Origin of the sequence: Marinobacter sp. MIT932201 (genome assembly GCF_047123295.1) — a bacterium.
In the GTDB taxonomy this organism is placed as follows: Bacteria; Pseudomonadota; Gammaproteobacteria; order Pseudomonadales; family Oleiphilaceae; genus Marinobacter; species Marinobacter salsuginis.
This window is the reverse complement of record NZ_CP138917.1, coordinates 4,078,166-4,095,191: the sequence shown is the minus strand read 5'-3', so window position 1 is coordinate 4,095,191 and position 17,026 is coordinate 4,078,166. Positions and strand designations below refer to the sequence as shown.

Below are 17,026 nucleotides of genomic sequence, written 5' to 3'. Positions count from 1 at the left end.
ACAGGACGGATAGTCCCTCCCGGGATCGTCGAAAACATGGATGTTTTCGTCGAGCGTACATGGACGTATTTACAGCGTATCCCGGGAGGGACTATCCGTCCTGTTTTTCCTCGGGGTCCGAGCGCGGCTGAGACCTGCACTCCACAACGCGCTCGATGTTCGAGCAAAGCGTATGAACAAACCCGATATCCCGATCAGACAGCAATGGCAGCCGCTCGAAAACCCACTGGGACAGCTTCCCTTCAGGCGGCGTATCGAGTTCTGGTAGCAGGGTTTCGAGCCGGTTGCGGAGGGCGCCAAGCCGATGTTCATCGGCAGGCTCAGGTTCGTCATCCATAGAATCTGAAAGCCCGGACATTTCCCAGGCATAGAGCATCACCGACTGGGCCAGATTCAGGGAGGGGTAGGCGACCTTCATGGGAATGCCGGTCAGCAGATCGCAGAGTGCCAGTTCGTCATTGGAAAGCCCACGATCTTCCCGGCCAAACACCAGCGCTGCGGTTGCGACGGACGCCCCCTTCGTAGCCAGAAGCTTCCGCAGATCAGAGGGGCCGTGCCAATCCTGGCGCTGATGCCGGGTCTTGGCGGAGGTTCCCATTAGCAGGTCTACGGAGTTTCTTACCGCTGCCAGATCGGGGAAAATGCGCGCATTATCCAGGATGTGGTCGCTGCCGTGGGCCAGCCAGTGGGCTTCCGGGCGGGTGTGAAGATCGGAATTGACCAGCCACAGCTCGCCGAAGCCCATAGTGCACAGGGCGCGGGCGGCTGCACCGACGTTTTCCGGGACCTTGGGTTCAACAAGTACAAAGGCCAGTTGCATGACGTTACCTCCGGCGGCGAGTTTACACCACGGCGCGGAATCTTTTTACCAGCGATGGCAGGAGCTGAACGACTGGCTGCTTCAGCATTCCGGCCTCTGGCAACCGGCGCCGTTCATGACGCCGGAACCGGCCTGGACGCGGCGTTATCCGGAACTGGCCGCAATGTTGGCGCAGCTGACCGATGATGAATGCCAGCAACTGGATGACACCCCCGTTGAACTGGCGGCGCGAGCATCCCGTTGGCTGCCATCCCTGCAAGCGTACGTTGACATGGTGCAACTGCCGGAGCTTTTGCCTTCAGACGGGCAAGCATTGCAGGCGACCCTGCCGGAAGTGCGCGCCACCGATATGCCCGGCCGGAAGCGTTTGCAGTCAGGGGCCTTTGCGGCGGCACTGACACCGCTGGAATACCCCGCCCTGGACTGGTGTTGCGGCAAGGGCCATCTTTCGCGGACGCTGGCACCGTTGTGCCCCGATGAAATACAGGGCTTCGAGTGGAATCCGGAGCTGGTCCGGGATGGTAACCGACTGGCTCAGCAGTTCGGAGACAGGGTGTCGATCCGCTGTCAGGATGTCATGGCTGCGGATCTGTCGCTTCCGGAGCATCACCACGGTGTTGCGCTCCATGCCTGCGGCGACCTGCACCGTCAGTTGCTGCAGAGAGGCAGCAAAGCGGGGTTGCCGAGACTGAGTATCTCGCCCTGCTGCTACCACCTGACCGGTATGGAACAGTACAGGCCCCTGTCCGAGAGAGCAGCCGCTTGCCCAAGGGTTCTGCAACCGAGCCGGAACGATCTGAGGCTGGCGGTTCAGGAAACCGTGACGGCACCGGCCCGGGTGAGGGAGCAGACCCGGCTTGTCAGCCAGTGGCGTCTGGGTTTTGATGGGCTGCAACGGCAACTTCGAGGGGCAGATGACTATCTGCCGGTTCCCTCCCATCCGACCCGCCTTCTGCATGGGGACTTTCCCGCCTTTTGCCGTTGGGCCGCGCAGAAAAAGCAGCTGGAACTACCGGATTCGGTCGACTTTGATTACTGGTTGTCGTATGGCGAGCGACGGCTGCAGGAAGTTCGCCGTCATGAGCTGGTCAGGCACCTGTTCCGGCGTCCTATGGAACTCTGGATAGTGCTGGATTACGCACTCTTCCTGGAAGAGCAGGGATACGGGGTAAGACTGGGGGTGTTCTGCGACCGGTCACTGACACCGCGCAATCTTTTGCTCGATGCGGTCAGGGCTTCCGGTACTCCACCCGTTCAACACAGCCATCCCTGAAGTACACATAGGTCAGCTCATAAAGCGCCCCGTAATAACGGGTCTGGTAAATCCAGACTTCCTGGGGTTTGGTGTAGGTTTCCGGTGGATTGCCGAAAGCACGGCGAACATGCTCTCGGGTCATGCCGCGGACCACCTGCTCCCGAACCAGATAACGGCGCAGATCGGTGGAGTTGATAAACCGGCAGGTACCGGCCTGTTCCTCAGGTTCCGACTCCTCTGCCTGTTCCTCGGAATCAGGAGGCTCCGGCGCCGGAAGGTTCTGATCAAAGCTGCCGCCAATGCGGTTATCCCGCAATTCAACCGACTCAGCATCCTCTCCACAGGGCTGGTCGGAGAAGACGGTATTGCCGTCTTGTTCGCAGCGAAAAACCTGAGCCTGTGCTGGCGCTGCCAGAACAGAGAGGGTCAGCATCAAAGCCATTCCTTTGATCATCGGTTCCTCGCGATTGATCACACACGAAAAAGGCGCCCGTAGGCGCCTTTTCAATCCACTCAGATCAAGACCGTCGATTAACGGCGAACCTGAATGCGCGCTTCAACCCGACGGTTCTCGGCACGGCCGGCTGCGGTCTCGTTGGAAGCAACCGGCTGCTCTTCGCCGTAACCCACGGCTTCTACTCGTGCCGGGTCAATGCCCAGAGGGCCGGTCAGGCGACCAGCGACCGCCTCAGCGCGACGCTGGGACAGGAACTGGTTGTAGTCGGCAGCACCCAGGCTGTCGGTATGACCTGCGATTTCAACGATGGTTTCCGGGTTTGCCCGCATGAAGTCCGCAACGCGACGGATCTCGCTATCGTAAGCGTTACCGATCACAGAACTGTTGCTCGGGAATTGCACTTCGATGGTGAAGGTCTGGATCGTCTCGGTCACACCTTCACAGCCTGTTGCGTCAACTTCTGCGCCGGCGGTGGTGTTCGGGCACAGATCCTGGCTGTTGACTACGCCGTCGTTATCGCTGTCCAGTTCGCAGCCACGACTGTTTACTTCCGCACCGCGCGGGGTGTCGGGACACTGGTCTCGGCTGTCGGCAACGCCGTCGCGATCCGAATCCGGTTCGCAGCCATTGCCGTCAACGGTTGCGCCTGCCGGCGTGCCGGGGCACTGGTCACGTGAGTCCGGGACGCCATCGCCATCAGCATCTGTAGGACGTGCAGGCTCTGCGGCTGCCTGGGCCACAGTGCGGGTAAAGGCGAAACTGATGCCCAGGGAGACCTGGGTGTCGAAGGTGCTCTCATCAATGCCGTGGAACTCACGGAGGTCGCCGCGCAGTGAAACGGCGTCACTGATGTTGTAGCGGAAACCGGTGCCTACGTTCACGCGCGTTTCGTCGTGGTTGCTGCCGGCGGTGCGAACACCGCTGTTATCGGAACCGAAGTCTGCATGGCCGGCGCCCAGAGACACATACGGGTTCCAGGCTTCGTCCGGGCCGGCAAAGTAGTAGGTGCCATCGACCCGCACTTCATCAAATTCGGATTCGCCGGGCACGTATTTCCGATCTGCATCGGCACGTGAATACAGGGCTTCTACCGACCAGTGCGGGCGGAAGCGGTATTCCACACCAACACCGAAGGTGCCGGTTTCGCTCAGATCGCGTTTGTCGTCAAACAGCTGGAAACCCGCAAACGGGTTGATATAGATGGTTTCCTGACGGTCGGCGATGGCCGGAGTTGCAAGGGTGGCGGCGAGAACAGCCGCGGAAATCGGACGCATGACGTTCATGCAGAACCTCCTGTTCATTGTCGTTGTGGTACCGCACTTCTATATGAAAAGTGCTTGTATACCCGGAATTTAGGCTAGTAGGCCAAAAAAGACAAAAAAATGATACGGATTGTTACCTCCGCAATTGTACCCAGTTGACCATTACGAGCCGGAAGTCGTTTCAGGCCAGAGCAGTGAAGTACAGATGCGCGCTCTTTTTGCTGAAGTTGAGGATTTCGCCGTTATCGAAGTGCACTTCGAAGGAGCTTTCATCCTCGGTAACCACCGAGCCCGGGCCAAAAATCGCGTGGCTAAGACGTTTCTGATGCCAGATTGGTTCCATCGAGTTGGCAGACGTTGCCGCATTGCCTTCGATGGCGACATTTTCCCGGTTGGCATAGCGTTGGCTAACCGGCGTGAGAGGGGCGGTCAGCCGGATGGTTGAGGACTGGGCTGGACTTCGTTCATCCAGCCAGCGTCCGAACTCCTCGGCCAGTTCAAAGCAGAATTCTTCCACAAAACGGCTCGGGCCCTGATCGCCGTCCAGATGCGGCTGGTTGCTGGCAGGGCGGGTAATCAGATGGAGCTGCTGGCGGGTCCTGGTCATGGCCACATAGAGCAGCCGCCGCTCACTCTCCAGAAATCCTCGGGCATTGTCCTGGGGACGCGGGCTGTAAGGAAGGTATTTCTCCTGCAGGCCGGGAATGATCACCGTCGGCCATTCCAGCCCCTTAGTGCGATGAATGGTCGAGAGCAGAACGCCACCTTGCTGATTCTCACCTGCCTGTTGCTTCAGGGCCTTCAGATGCTCCAGGGCGCCTTCGGCGGTGACATCCAGGCTTTTCAGGTATTGCCGGAATCCCTGCACGGTATCAATCCGCTCTTCAGCGCTTTCATGGGTCAGGGCCAGGCTCCGGATGCCTTCATAGAGGTCTGTATGCTCGGCATAGACACTGATCAGTCCTGCAACCGGCCCCCCATAACTGCGAAGCTGGGCAAGCACCTCGCCAAGCTTTCGCAGCTTACGGGCCGCCATCGGTGCCAGAGCGTCAAAATCCATGGCCAGCAACCGCTCGTGCCAGCCGCCGGAAAACCCGGCCAGGAACCGTGCCAGTTGCTCCAGTTCGGGCTCTTTCAAGCCAACGTGGGGGAAACGCAACAACTGCCGTGCCAGCTCAAGCCGATCCTCGTCCGGCAGGTTTTCCAGCTTGCCGGTCACCACCATCAGCAGGGCGGTGATGGCCTGCACTTCCCGGCTGAACAGCGCGCCCTTGCCGGCATCAATCCGGTAGGGAATCTGCCGGGCCAGCAGCTTCAGCTCAATAGGGACACTCTGACTCCAGACCCGGAACAGAATCGCCGTTCCTGCCAGAGCCGGTTCCGACTGACCCTGCAGAATCTGCAAAACGGTATCGGCATCGCTCTCCGCCCGATGCAGGGTGATCTCCGTGCCGGGCGTGGAAGGGTGGGAGTGGCAAAGCACATCCTTGCGCCCCGTGTTGTGGCAGATCAGATGGTTTGCCAGCAGTGCCACCCGGTGGCCGTACCGGAAGGTGTAGCTGAGAGTCTGCTCCAGCGGGCTTTCGAACTCATCGCTGAACCGTTTGAGGATAAACTCCGGCTTCGCGCCCCGGAACTCGTAGATCGTCTGATCCGGGTCACCAACAACCGTCACCCGGGCCCGGTCCCCGGCCACGTAGCGCAACAGCAGATGCTGGATCTCATTGGTGTCCTGGTACTCATCCACCAGAATCAGATCCATCTTGTTGCCAACCAACCTCTGCAACGGAGGATTCTGGTGAATGGCCATCACCGGCTCATACAGCATGTCGGCATAACTGATCCGACCCTGGCTCTTGCGCCACTGTTCGAAACTGTGGAACAGATCAACAAGGTATTTGTGCTTGTCCGAGTACCCCAACTCCTCAAACACGATCTCCGCCGGCGACAGGGTGGTCTTCACAAGATCAATAAACCCCGTCGCCGTCTCGACGAAATCCTTCTTGTTGCGCCTGATCTCATCCGCCAGGTCCTCCGGCGCCAGCCGACGCGTCAACTGCCAGGCCTGGAAACTGATCTCCTGCTCGGTCAGAATCTTCTCCGAAAACCGCGGCAGATAGCCCTCCCGCACAAACCGTTTGTACAGCCGAAGGCCCATGGCGTGATAGGTCCGAATCTCCGGCAGCGCCAGCCGGCGCTGGGCGCAAACCTCCTGCAGCTTGCGCTCGAAATCCACCCGGGCACTGCGATTAAACATCAGCACCAGCATCCGATCCGGATCATGCCCCTGTTCCAGCAGATACCGAATCCGCCACGCCAGCGTCGACGTCTTACCACTGCCGGCCACGGCAGTAATCACCGCATGTTCATAGCCGGCAGTAATAATCGCCCGCTGTTCATCGGTGAGGTAATCCGGCAGGTTGGTGGTATCAGAAATTTGGGGTTCGGTCGGCATGGCCGGTATTGTAACGGCCCGCTGGTAGAGCGGATACCGCTGCCGCATAATTGCGATCAAAACTTGAATGCTAAAGGGTCAGAAAAATGGAAATGTCCGAATCGGTAAACGTACTGGGCGAGAAACTGGAAACCTGCGGCAAAGACCCGATGACCGGCTTCTACCGCGATGGCTGCTGCAACGTCGGCCCGGATGACTTTGGCCTGCATGCCGTCTGCGCCGTAGTCACCGACGACTTCTTGGAATTCTCCAAAGCCCAGGGTAACGACCTCAGCACCCCCAGACCCGAGTTTGGCTTCGAAGGCCTGAAAGCAGGCGACAGCTGGTGCCTGTGCGCCGGCCGCTGGCAGGAAGCCTTTGAGGCTGGTTGCGCACCGAGAGTGCGCCTGCGCGCCACCCACCAGGCCGCTCTGGAAAAATGCGCCCTGGACGACCTCAAAGCTCTCGGTGCCGACCTCAGCTGATGAGCCACCCTGAACCCGATACCGCGCCAGATCATGCAATCTGGCGTGCCCTGCAAGCCAGTCTTGCCGCCAGAGGCGAACGCCGTCTGGTCCTGCTGGAGGGCAATCGGGAAAACAACCTCAGGTGGCTTTCTGGCCTGCTACCTGAGCTCGACATTCAAACCGGCGTCTGGACCGGCCCGGCAGACCAGAGCCCTGATTCTCGTCTGACGGGGATTATTCCAACTGAGGCCAGGAAATGGCTCGGCCGTGAGGTTTCCGTGATTGTCTGGGACGGCTGGCAGGGAAACCCTCCAGATGCCTTCGCGGCGCTCTCCGGGGCATTGACCGCCGGCGGAATACTGTTCTGGCTGATGCCACCGCTGGATGAATGGCGCCGGTTTGCCGACCCGGATTACCCGAGAACCGGCCTGGACCATGGTGGCGAGCATCCTTTCGCCGCCTGCATGGCCGACATTCTTGCCGACCATGAGGCTGTGATCCGCATATCCCCGGGCCGTGCCGAAACGCCCTCGCTGACCATTCCGCAGATACCGGAGCAAAGCTTCCGGATTGAAACAACTCCGGACCAGGAACAATTGATCCAGCGCCTGGTCCGTTTTGGCCAGGGCCGAAGACGCCGGCCACTGGTTGTCACGGCAGACCGGGGGCGAGGCAAGTCCGCCGCTCTGGGTATGGCGGCCGCGGAATTGCTGAAGAAAGGCAGGCAGGAAATTGTTGTTACTGCGCCGTCAAAACAGAATGTGGACACCCTGTTCCGTCACGCCCGTGATGCCCTTTCGGATCAACTGGATCAGGCCAGCGCTGGTACGCTGACAACCCGGTCGGGCGCGCGCCTGAGGTATGTTCCGGTTCAGGAACTCCTGGCCTCGCGGCCGGAGGCCGAGGTGATTCTGGTGGATGAGGCAGCGGCTCTTCCCGCGCCTCTGTTGAAATCGATCCTTCTGGGCTGGCCCAGGGTAGCGTTTGCCACCACGGTGCATGGTTACGAGGGCGCCGGCCGTGGCTTTGCCATACGCTTTCGACAGGTACTTGAGCAATCAACGCCTCAATGGCAGGCGGCAACGCTGACCGAACCGGTGCGCTGGGCCCGTGGGGATCCACTGGAAACCCTGATCACCCAGCTCTTCCTGCTGGCAGCAGATGGCAGTGGTTCAGCCGTGGAAACTGAAAACAGCGCCGGGGAACTGGTGATCGAGCCCTGGCAGCCGGCAACCGCCAGCGACGAGGCGTTGTCGAACGCCTTTGGTTTGCTGGTGGATGCCCATTACCGGACCAGTCCTGCTGATCTGCGGCAATGGCTGGATGATATGGCCGCCCGAAGCTGGCGGGCGAGAATTGGCGAACGCACGGTTGGAATACTCTGGTGTGCGCTCGAAGGTGGGCTTTCGGCCGAGCTGGCGGAGCAAGTCAGTCTGGGGACCCGTCGAATTCGCGGCCATCTACTGCCGCAGTCACTGGCCAGCCACAGCGGCTATCCAGAAGCCGCTGCCCTGAAAGCGCTCCGGGTGGTCCGGATTGCAGTGTCAGACGACGCCAGGCGGTCGGGTATTGGCCGAAGCCTGGTGGAGGCCGCACGAGCCTACAGCGCTGAACAGGGCGTTGATTACCTGGGAACCAGTTTTGGTGGCAGCGCCGACCTGCTGGCGTTCTGGCAAAACTGTGGTCTTCGCGTGGTGAGAGTGGGGCTGCAACAGGAGGCGTCCAGTGGTGAGTACCCGCTGCAGATGATCCAGGGTATCTCGCGGCCAGGTCGGGAACTGGAGGGGCGTATCCGCAAGCGACTCGCTGGCCACTGGCTAACCCTGGTGCCGGACAACTGGCCGGGGCTGGGCACGGATATGCTGGCGGAGATAACCGCAGAACTGCCACCCGGGTTGGCGTTGGATGCCGATGATTTGAGGGAGCTTCGGAATTTCGCCAACGGCCACCGGGGGTTTCAGATAACGGTTCCGGTGCTGCGGAAGCTGAGTCAGACGCCCGTTGCCATGGCAGGGTTGCGTGGCCATGCAGACCGCGCCCTGTGGTGCCGCTGTGTACTTCAGGGTGCGCCATGGTCTTCGCTTCAGGCCGAGAAGCTGTGCCTGGGGCAGAGAGACGGCGAAGACCGTTTGCGGCAGCTGGTTCGCGATCTTCTCAAGGACGGTCCGGGTTTGTGACTCGCTCGATTTAATTTCCGATGGTGTCTGCCCAGAATAGGGCCTCGTATCCTTCTACAAAGCCCCACAGAGACTGTTTGCTATGGCCAAGGGAACCGGCGCCCCCCGTTTTTTGCTGATTTTGCTTCCGCTTCTTGCTTTCCTGTCTGCCTGCGCTTCCCAGAGCCAGCCGGTTGCTCTCAGCCCCGAGGCCCTGGCCGAGGCCGACGCGCTGCTGATTACTGCAGCAGGCAATGGCGAGAAAAGACGCGTGCAGCTGTTGCTTTCCGCCGGTGCCGATGTGAACACCAGCGATCGCAACGGCTATACGCCTGTGATGCGCGCGGCCGAAAACGGCCATCTCTCGGTGGTCAAGGTGTTACTGGCGGCCGGTGCCAACGTCAATGTCAGCCAGGGTGGGGAATCCCTGCTCATGAAGATAGTGGCCAATGGCGACTTGCTGACTGCGGAAAGGCTGGTGGCTGCCGGGGCGGACGTGAATTACCGGGCCAGCGACGGCCAGACCGCGCTGGACATCGCCCGGGCCACCAATAACCGGGATCTGGAAATGCTACTGGTGCAGGCGGGCGCGCAGCTGTAGTTCCCGGACGCTATTCCAGCCCCATCGGATCGGTTTCGTCATCCCACTCCGGGGTGAAATGGGCCGCAACCACCTCTTCCGGTACATCAGCAACGCTCAGATAACTCCACTTCGGCTGCCGATCCTTATCGATGGCCAGGGCTCGAATGCCCTCGGCCAGGTCCGGCCGGCGGATGCATTCCGAGACCATCGCCAGCTCCATCCGGAAGGCGTCCTTCAGGGACATCTGCTGGGCCTTTTGCAACTGGGTCCAGACCAGCCAGGCCGACACCGGGCATCCCATTCTCAGCGTGTTCATGCAGGCATGCCACCAGTCGCAGTCCACCTCCGCCGTGAGCAACTGATCGACGATTTCCGGCAGTTCATCGCCCGCGCTCAGCCGGGCAATCCGCTGTTCGTGTTTTGCCAAATGGCTGGGCGGCAGCGACCGGTAATCCGGTGTCTGGATCTGATTGAGCAGGCGGAAAAGTCGGTTGTCGTCCGCGGCGGTCTGCCCGGTCCACCGTTCAGAGGCCAGGCGATCCAGCAAACGGTCCCGGTCTTCCGGCAGAATGGCCATGTCCGCAAGGCCGACCCGAAGTGCATCGCTCACGTTCAGGCGAGCACCGGTCAGGCCCATAAACAGGCCCAGCCGGCCGGGTAGCCTTTTCAGAAACCAGCTGGCACCAACATCCGGAAACAGGCCGATGGTGATCTCGGGCATCGCGAGCGTGACATCCGGGGTTACCAGCCGGTACCGGCAGCCGGAAAACACACCAAGACCACCGCCCATCACCACGCCGTGGGCGATACCCAAAACCGGCTTGGGAAAACGGTGAATGTTGTAGTCCATCCGATATTCCCGGGTGAAAAAGCGCACCGGTTTCTCCGGCTCTTCCGGATTCTGAATGGCGTCATAGAGTTCGCGGATGTCTCCACCGGCGCAGAAGGCTCTCTCGCCCGCGCCCCGGATAACCACGACACAGATCCGGTCGTCCTCGGCCCACCGATCAAGAACTTCCTGGGTTTGCTGGATCATGTGCTCGGAAAGCGCATTGAGCGTGCCTGGGGAGTTGAGCGTCAGAACACCGATGTGGCCTTCGCGACAGGCAAGTTCCTGGGCCTCTACAGACATTGACGTTATCTCCGGAGAATTAAATCGATCTTGGATTCGGAATCGAACGTACTTTCACCTTAATAGCCCGGCCAGGAAAGAGGACGAACGTCGAAAAGCCGTCCTTGACCTATCGCATTTGAGGTTCCCCGGCTCTGTGCTATAAGTGCTAGTCAGTTTACCGTCCGGCGTCCGAACCGGCCTGAAAATCTTGAAAACGATGATGAGAGGGTAATGACAATGAATCTGAAACACTACGCTGTTGCGGGAATTTTTGCGCTTGGCGCTGCTGTGCCTGCAGTAGTTTCTGCCGGCGACGCGGAAGCTGGTAAGGCCAAGGCGGCCGTCTGCGCTGCGTGTCATGGTCAGAATGGTCTTGCGCAGATCCCGACCTATCCGAACCTGGCGGGCCAGAATGAGCAGTACCTGGTATCGGCCCTGAAGGCGTACAAGAACAAGCAGCGCTCCGGCGGCCAGGCGGCCATCATGCAGGGCCAGGCGACTGCCCTGAGTGATACCGATATTGCCAACCTGGCGGCCTACTACGCCAGTCTGCCGGCAGACGGCGGCAAGTAAACGCCCGAGAGTCAGCGAGGCGGCTCAGGCCGCTCCGCTGACGATACGGTAGCTGGGTTTGTAGGCCGAGGAACCCGGCAGTTTCATCCGATTCTGGGCTACAAACTGTTCAAGCATGGCCTCAAGCGGTTTGATCAGGCTGGGATCACCGGCAATTTCAAATGGCCCCTTCTCCTGAACCTGTCGAATACCACCTTCCTTGACGTTCCCGGCCACAATGCCACTGAATGCCTTGCGCAGATTCGCAGCTATCAGGTGCACGGGCTGGTCCCGGTGAAGCTCCAGGGCTCGCATATTGTCGTGATTGGGCTCGAACGGTAGCTGAAACACCGGGTCGATCTTCAGCATCCAGTTGAAGTAGTAGGCATCCTGCATGGCGCGCCGGAAAGTCTCCACCTCCTTCATGCCCTTTTTCATGGTCTGCGCCACGCGCACTGGATCATCGATGATGATCTCGTACTTGCTCGCGGCTTCGTCCCCAAGGGCGTTCCGAATGAACTTGTCGATCATTTCGAAGTATTCCGCATTCTCCTGCTGACCGGTGAACACCACCGGGAAAGGCAGATCAGCATTGTCCGGATGCAGCAGGATGCCCAACAGGTACAGAATCTCCTCGGCGGTGCCGACCCCGCCAGGGAACACAATGACGCCGTGACCACAGCGGACGAAGGCCTCCAGACGTTTCTCGATGTCCGGCATGATCACCAGTTCATTGACGATGGGGTTGGGGGCCTCCGCACCAATGATGCCCGGCTCGGTGATGCCAATGTAGCGGCCGTCTTTAACCCGTTGCTTGGCGTGACCGATGGTGGCGCCTTTCATGGGCCCCTTCATGGCGCCCGGGCCACATCCGGTGCAGATACTCAGGGCTCTCAACCCCAGTTGATGGCCCACATCCTTGCTGTACTGGTATTCGTCATGTCCGATCGAGTGGCCTCCCCAGCAGACCACCAGATCTGGCTGCCGCCCGGCCTGCAGCACCCGGGCATTGCGGAGGATGTGAAAAACGTAGTTGGTCAGGTCTTCCGGGTCGTCCCGCCGGAAACCGGCGGCAGACTGCGGAATTGAATGGGAGTAGATGATGTCTCTCAGGACAGAGAACAGGTGCTCACGGATTGCCCTAAGCATCTGTCCATCAACGAAGGCATGCGCAGGCGCATTGATCAGTTCCAGTTTCAGCCCCCGGGGCTGAGGTACCAGGCGGACATCGAAGTCGGCATGAGATTCCATCAATGCCTGACAGTCGTCGGTTTCCACCCCGGTATTCAGGACCGCCAGGGCGCACTGGCGAAACAGCCGGTACAAGCCCCCTTCGCTGCGGTCCTTGAGGCGGTTGACCTCGTGGTTGGAGAGAATCTCTAGACTGCCCTCGGGTGACACCAGAGCATTGATGGTCGATTCCTGCATTAACGGTGAAACTCCTGAATGTTGCGGAAATGCCCGATTTTGAGGCATCGGGTCAAAAGGGTAGACTAAGGCCTTTCCATACAATACGCCACCCGACAAAATTCCGATTTATGAAACTGCTTATTCGTCCCGCTCCGGAAGTTGCGATCAAGAGTAAACCCGTCCGTCGTCAGCAAATGCGTCACCTGCGGCAGAACATCCGAAAACTGCTGGCACGGCTGGATCCCGAGATTCGGGTGGACGGTAGCTGGGACCGGGTGGATGTGGAAGTGCCTGATGGCCGCGGACTCTCCGGCCCTGTCCTGGAGGCGCTTTTGCGCATACCGGGTATTTCCACGATTCAGGAAATCGGGGCATTTCCGTTTGTCAGCCTTGACGATGTGGCCGATAAAGCCGTTGAAGCGTTTGCTGACCGGTTGAAAGGCAAAACCTTTGCCGTCAGGGCCCGGCGCCATGGCGAGCACAACTTCCGCTCCATCGATCTGGAGCGGACGGTCGGCGGCGCCCTGATGCAGGCATCGGAGGCCAGAGGTGTAGATCTGAAATCGCCGCAGGTTGAAGTGCGAATTGAAGTGCATGACGACCAGTTCCATATCGCCCACCGCAAACATCGCGGATTGGGCGGTTATCCACTGGGCAGTGTCGAAAATGTCCTGACTCTGATTTCCGGGGGGTACGATTCTTCGGTAGCCGCCTATCTGATGATGCGCCGCGGCCTGCGCAACCATTTCCTGTTTTTCAATCTGGGGGGCGCCGCCCATGAGGTGGGTGTACGCCAGGTGGTGCATTACCTGTGGGACCGCTACGGCGCCTCCCACAGCGCCAAATTTATCTCCGTGCCCTTCGAGGGCGTGGTTGCCGAAATCATGCGTTCGGTCAGTCACCGTCACTGGGGTGTGGTGCTGAAGCGCCAGATGCTGATGGCGGCTGCCGAGATTGCCAAAAAGAACAACGCCTCCGGGGTGGTGACCGGCGACGCGGTAGCCCAGGTGTCGAGTCAGACTCTGAGCAACCTTAACGTGGTGGATCGCGCCAGTGACGAAGTGGTCCTCCGCCCGTTGGTGTCCATGGACAAGGAATCCATTATCCGTATCGCCCGTGAAATTGGCACTGAAGTCTATGCCCGCAACATGCCCGAGTATTGCGGCGTCATCTCCCAGAAGCCGGCTACCAGAGCCAAGCTGCACCGGGTGGAGGAAGACGAGGCCCAGATGGACGCCTCCGTGCTCGCCAGTGCGATTGAGGCCCGTGAGGAAACACCCGTGAACCGGTTGTTGGAGACGACCGTGACACCTGAAGAAGTGGAACTGGTGCAGACACCATCGGTGGATGATGTGATCATCGACGTGCGCCACCCTTCGGAGGGCGAACAGTCACCGCTCAAGCTCACCAATAACGAGATTCTTCAGATCCCGTTTTACGAGCTGAACCAGCAGTTGCCGGAGTTGCCGGCCAACCGGCAATACCTGCTGTACTGCGATCGGGGTACCATGAGCCGGATGCACGCGGGCCACCTCAAGGCCGAGGGGCACGCGAACGTGAAAGTCTACGTGCCCGCCGCCTGAAGCTTCAGCCCGCCAGGCCTTTGAAGAACTGCTGGACGTTCTCGCTCAGGGCGTCCAGATCGTACCCGCCTTCCTGAACCACCAAGGTTGGTAGCCCCAATTGACGCACGTGGGTGCTGAGCCTGCAGAAGCCTTCGGAAGAGACTGATACCTTGGCCTGTGGATCGTTCTTGTAGATATCGAAACCGAGGGCGAGGATCAGGGCGTCCGGCTGGTAAAGCTTTATGGCCGCCAGGGCGTCGTCCAGTTTTGCAAAGAAATCGTCTTCCGTTGAACCGTGGGGCATCGGCATGTTGATGTTGTAGCCAAAGCCTTCCCCTTCGCCACGCTCGTTCTCGAAGCCGGTGACCACCGGGTAGAAGTTGGTGGGATCGCCGTGGATTGAGATGTAGAGCACGTCGCTGCGGTCGTAGAAGATCTCCTGAATGCCCTGGCCATGGTGCATGTCGGTGTCCAGGATGACGATCCTCGGGAACCGCGCTTTCATGTGCTCGGCGGCGATCGCGGCATTGTTCAGGTAGCAGAACCCGCCGGCCGCATCCCGGCGGGCATGGTGGCCCGGCGGGCGGCACACAGCGTAGGAGGTGCGATCGCCAGCTATCAGCGCATCGGCAGCACCGAGCGCGCTCTGGGCCGACCAGTAGGCCGCGTGCCAGGTGTTCTCGCCGATCGGGCAACTGCCGTCGGCCTGGTAGCGGGCTGCTTCGGCCAGGATGCCTGTCAGGTGGTTGGGGGAACGGACAAAGATATTGGAGATGACTTCATCACCCCAGTCATCCATCTGTTTCCAGCGCCGATGGGCGGATTCCAGAAAACGCAGGTAGCCCAGATCGTGAACCTTCGAGATGGGCCCCGCACCCTGGTCCGCAGGCTGCAGCACGGAAATGCCCATTTCCCTCAGTCCGCCCAACATTTCACCGGTACGAGCAGGGATCTCCTGGGGCTGTCGCATCTGTCCACGGGTAAAGTACGTCTGTGGAATATGCTCATCCTGTGCGTGATGGAAAAATGCCTTCATTGTCCGGTCTCCTGAGTGTCTGATTCCCCGAGTATAGGCACACTCAGGGGATGATCAAAAGCCTGCCCTTGACTTTACAGGTCGGGATACAACATCCACTATGGAAGACATAAAACACTGACGCAACCAGATTACCTATACTGCGCTCCACACGGGGGCGGAGCCAATCACAGAAGAGGAGCCGAGATGATCGAGTCACCCCTGCTGGAAAAGCTGACCGGCTATATCGGTGGTCGCTGGACTGACAATGAGCATGGCAACACCTTTGATGTTTATAACCCGGCAACGGGCAAGGTGATCGCCCAGGTCGCATCCATGTCGGAAGAGGAAGTGAACGCTGCCATCGCATCCGGCAAGTCGGCGCTTCGGCTTACAAGTCCTTACAGCATCGAGACCCGCCGCAAGTGGCTGGAAGACATACGGGACGCGCTCAAGGCCAACAAGGAAGAAGTCGGTCGGATTTTGTGCATGGAACATGGCAAACCGCTGCACGAGGCCCAGGGCGAGGTAGATTATGCCGCCGGATTCTTCGATTACTGCTCCAAGCACATCCAGGCCCTGGACGCGCACACCATTCCCGAGAAACCGAAAGACTGCACCTGGACGGTTCACTACCGGCCCATCGGTGTCGCCGGCCTGATCACGCCCTGGAACTTCCCCATTGGCATGATTGCCAAGAAGCTGTCGGCGGCTCTGGCCGCTGGCTGTCCGTCCGTGATCAAGCCGGCCAGTGAAACCCCGCTGACCATGATTGCCCTGTTCAGCCTGATGGACAAGCACACGGACATGCCCGACGGCATGGTGAACCTGGTGATGGGCAAGGCCAGTGTCATCGGAAAGGTACTCTGCGAAAGCCCGGATGTACCCATGCTCAGCTTTACGGGTTCCACAGAAGTGGGCCGCAAGCTGATCGTCGACACCGCCGAGCAGGTCAAGAAACTGGCCCTGGAACTGGGTGGCAACGCGCCGTTCATCGTCTTCGACGACGCCGATCTGGACGCCGCGGCGGACAACCTCATCGCCAACAAATTCCGTGGTGGCGGCCAGACCTGTGTCTGTGCCAACCGGATCTTCGTGCATGAGAAAGTGGCCGATGCCTTTGGTGAAAAGCTTGCCGAGCGGGTCAACAAAATGACCGTCGGTGACGGCATCAACGGCGACGTGGATATTGGCCCGCTGATCAACCAGGCTGGCTACGACAAGGTCAAACGGCACGTGCAGGACGCCCTTGAGAAAGGCGCGACCCTGGTGGCGGGCAAGAAGCCGGAGGAGCTGGGCAACGATCTGTTCTTCCCGCCCACGGTGGTACACGGTGTAAACCGCGATATGTGCTGCTACCAGGAGGAAACCTTCGGCCCGCTGGTGCCCATGGCGCTGTTCCGCACCGAAGAGGAAGTGATCGAAGCCGGTAACGACACCGAGTTCGGCCTGGCGTCCTACGTGTTCACCAACGATGCCGAGCGCGCCCAGCGCGTGGCCGCCGGCCTTCGCTTCGGCCATTGTGGCTGGAACACCGGCACCGGCCCTACCCCGGAAGCGCCGTTTGGTGGCATGAAGGCCTCGGGTATAGGCCGTGAAGGTGGCCTGGAAGGTCTGTTCGAGTTCGTGGAAGCTCAGACGGTGCCGAGAGGCTTCTAACTTCTGAAATAACAGCCCTCATCCCTGGGGGTGTCGCACGGGGGAGGTTCCCCTTCAGGACACGCTACGAGCACATCCATGTGCGCTTGGCTGTGGCCATCCTTGGCCACAGACAGTCCTGAAGGGGAACCTCCCCCGCGCTCTCTCTGACATGGGGAGAGGGCTTTTCGAATCATTAGATTCGGCATTACGTAGGTCGGATTAGCAACGCGTAATCCGACGCGCAACCAGTAAAAACTCCCACCCGGAAATCCTGCTTTTCTCCTGTTATACTCCT

General features: G+C 59.8%; 14 protein-coding genes. 7 read left to right on the top strand and 7 right to left on the bottom strand.

Annotation, left to right across the window (positions count from 1 at the left end):
- Positions 1 to 91: 91 nt before the first annotated feature.
- A complete protein-coding gene (locus SIC15_RS18835; protein WP_412536670.1) occupies positions 92 to 820 on the bottom strand; it encodes a tRNA/rRNA methyltransferase in 729 nt (242 codons plus the stop codon).
- On the opposite strand from SIC15_RS18835, the gene SIC15_RS18830 reads away from it, so the two are divergent.
- Positions 819 to 2,093: a methyltransferase gene (locus SIC15_RS18830; RefSeq protein WP_412536669.1), complete on the top strand. Its 1,275-nt coding sequence runs from the start codon at positions 819 to 821 to the stop codon at positions 2,091 to 2,093. The two genes, SIC15_RS18835 and SIC15_RS18830, sit on opposite strands and share 2 nt — an antisense overlap.
- Here the strand turns inward: SIC15_RS18830 and SIC15_RS18825 are convergent.
- From SIC15_RS18825 to SIC15_RS18815, 3 genes are all read right to left on the bottom strand, one after another.
- Entirely contained in the window at positions 2,050 to 2,508 is a 459-nt protein-coding gene (locus tag SIC15_RS18825) for a DUF4124 domain-containing protein (protein ID WP_412536668.1), read from the bottom strand. The two genes, SIC15_RS18830 and SIC15_RS18825, sit on opposite strands and share 44 nt — an antisense overlap.
- 98 nt (positions 2,509 to 2,606) lie before the next feature.
- Positions 2,607 to 3,815 carry an OmpA family protein gene (locus SIC15_RS18820; RefSeq protein WP_412536667.1) on the bottom strand — a complete coding sequence of 403 codons (1,209 nt, stop codon included), beginning with the start codon at positions 3,813 to 3,815 and terminating at the stop codon, positions 2,607 to 2,609.
- A 160-nt stretch (positions 3,816 to 3,975) separates the two neighbouring features.
- Positions 3,976 to 6,297, bottom strand: coding sequence for an ATP-dependent helicase (locus tag SIC15_RS18815; protein WP_412537635.1), 2,322 nt, complete (start codon positions 6,295 to 6,297; stop codon positions 3,976 to 3,978).
- Between the two features lie 38 nt (positions 6,298 to 6,335).
- Between SIC15_RS18815 and SIC15_RS18810 the strand changes: the two genes are divergently transcribed.
- The 3 genes from SIC15_RS18810 to SIC15_RS18800 all read left to right on the top strand — a co-directional run bounded on the left by SIC15_RS18810 (position 6,336) and on the right by SIC15_RS18800 (position 9,452).
- Positions 6,336 to 6,713, top strand: a complete 378-nt coding sequence (locus tag SIC15_RS18810; RefSeq protein WP_412536666.1) for a DUF2237 family protein — start codon at positions 6,336 to 6,338, stop codon at positions 6,711 to 6,713.
- The gene (locus SIC15_RS18805) at positions 6,713 to 8,872 is read left to right on the top strand and encodes a tRNA(Met) cytidine acetyltransferase TmcA (RefSeq protein ID WP_412536665.1); all 2,160 of its coding nucleotides are present in this window, start codon (positions 6,713 to 6,715) and stop codon (positions 8,870 to 8,872) included. Before SIC15_RS18810 ends, SIC15_RS18805 begins: the two co-directional genes overlap by 1 nt.
- 82 nt (positions 8,873 to 8,954) lie before the next feature.
- On the top strand, positions 8,955 to 9,452 hold the full coding sequence (locus tag SIC15_RS18800) for an ankyrin repeat domain-containing protein (RefSeq protein ID WP_153634023.1): 498 nt from the start codon (positions 8,955 to 8,957) through the stop codon (positions 9,450 to 9,452).
- A gap of 10 nt (positions 9,453 to 9,462) precedes the next feature.
- Here the strand turns inward: SIC15_RS18800 and SIC15_RS18795 are convergent, their stop codons facing one another.
- Positions 9,463 to 10,566 (bottom strand): enoyl-CoA hydratase/isomerase family protein, encoded by a 1,104-nt coding sequence (locus tag SIC15_RS18795; protein ID WP_291904546.1) that lies wholly within the window; start codon positions 10,564 to 10,566, stop codon positions 9,463 to 9,465.
- 219 nt (positions 10,567 to 10,785) lie between these two features.
- Here SIC15_RS18795 and SIC15_RS18790 point away from each other — a divergent pair, with 219 nt between their 5' ends.
- The gene (locus tag SIC15_RS18790; protein ID WP_069182202.1) at positions 10,786 to 11,121 is read left to right on the top strand and encodes a c-type cytochrome; all 336 of its coding nucleotides are present in this window, start codon (positions 10,786 to 10,788) and stop codon (positions 11,119 to 11,121) included.
- Positions 11,122 to 11,145: 24 nt separating this feature from the next.
- On the opposite strand, the gene ppnN is transcribed toward SIC15_RS18790, so the two are convergent.
- Positions 11,146 to 12,528 (bottom strand): nucleotide 5'-monophosphate nucleosidase PpnN, encoded by a 1,383-nt coding sequence (gene ppnN / locus SIC15_RS18785; RefSeq protein ID WP_069182201.1) that lies wholly within the window; start codon positions 12,526 to 12,528, stop codon positions 11,146 to 11,148.
- 110 nt (positions 12,529 to 12,638) lie between these two features.
- Between ppnN and thiI the strand changes: the two genes are divergently transcribed.
- Complete coding sequence (gene thiI / locus SIC15_RS18780) at positions 12,639 to 14,093, top strand: tRNA uracil 4-sulfurtransferase ThiI (RefSeq protein WP_412536664.1); 1,455 nt, start codon at positions 12,639 to 12,641, stop codon at positions 14,091 to 14,093.
- 4 nt (positions 14,094 to 14,097) lie between these two features.
- Here the strand turns inward: thiI and SIC15_RS18775 are convergent, their stop codons facing one another.
- The gene (locus SIC15_RS18775; protein ID WP_069182199.1) at positions 14,098 to 15,111 is read right to left on the bottom strand and encodes a histone deacetylase family protein; all 1,014 of its coding nucleotides are present in this window, start codon (positions 15,109 to 15,111) and stop codon (positions 14,098 to 14,100) included.
- Between the two features lie 186 nt (positions 15,112 to 15,297).
- Here SIC15_RS18775 and SIC15_RS18770 point away from each other — a divergent pair, with 186 nt between their 5' ends.
- Positions 15,298 to 16,749, top strand: a complete 1,452-nt coding sequence (locus tag SIC15_RS18770) for an NAD-dependent succinate-semialdehyde dehydrogenase (protein ID WP_222465561.1) — start codon at positions 15,298 to 15,300, stop codon at positions 16,747 to 16,749.
- Positions 16,750 to 17,026: the final 277 nt, after the last annotated feature.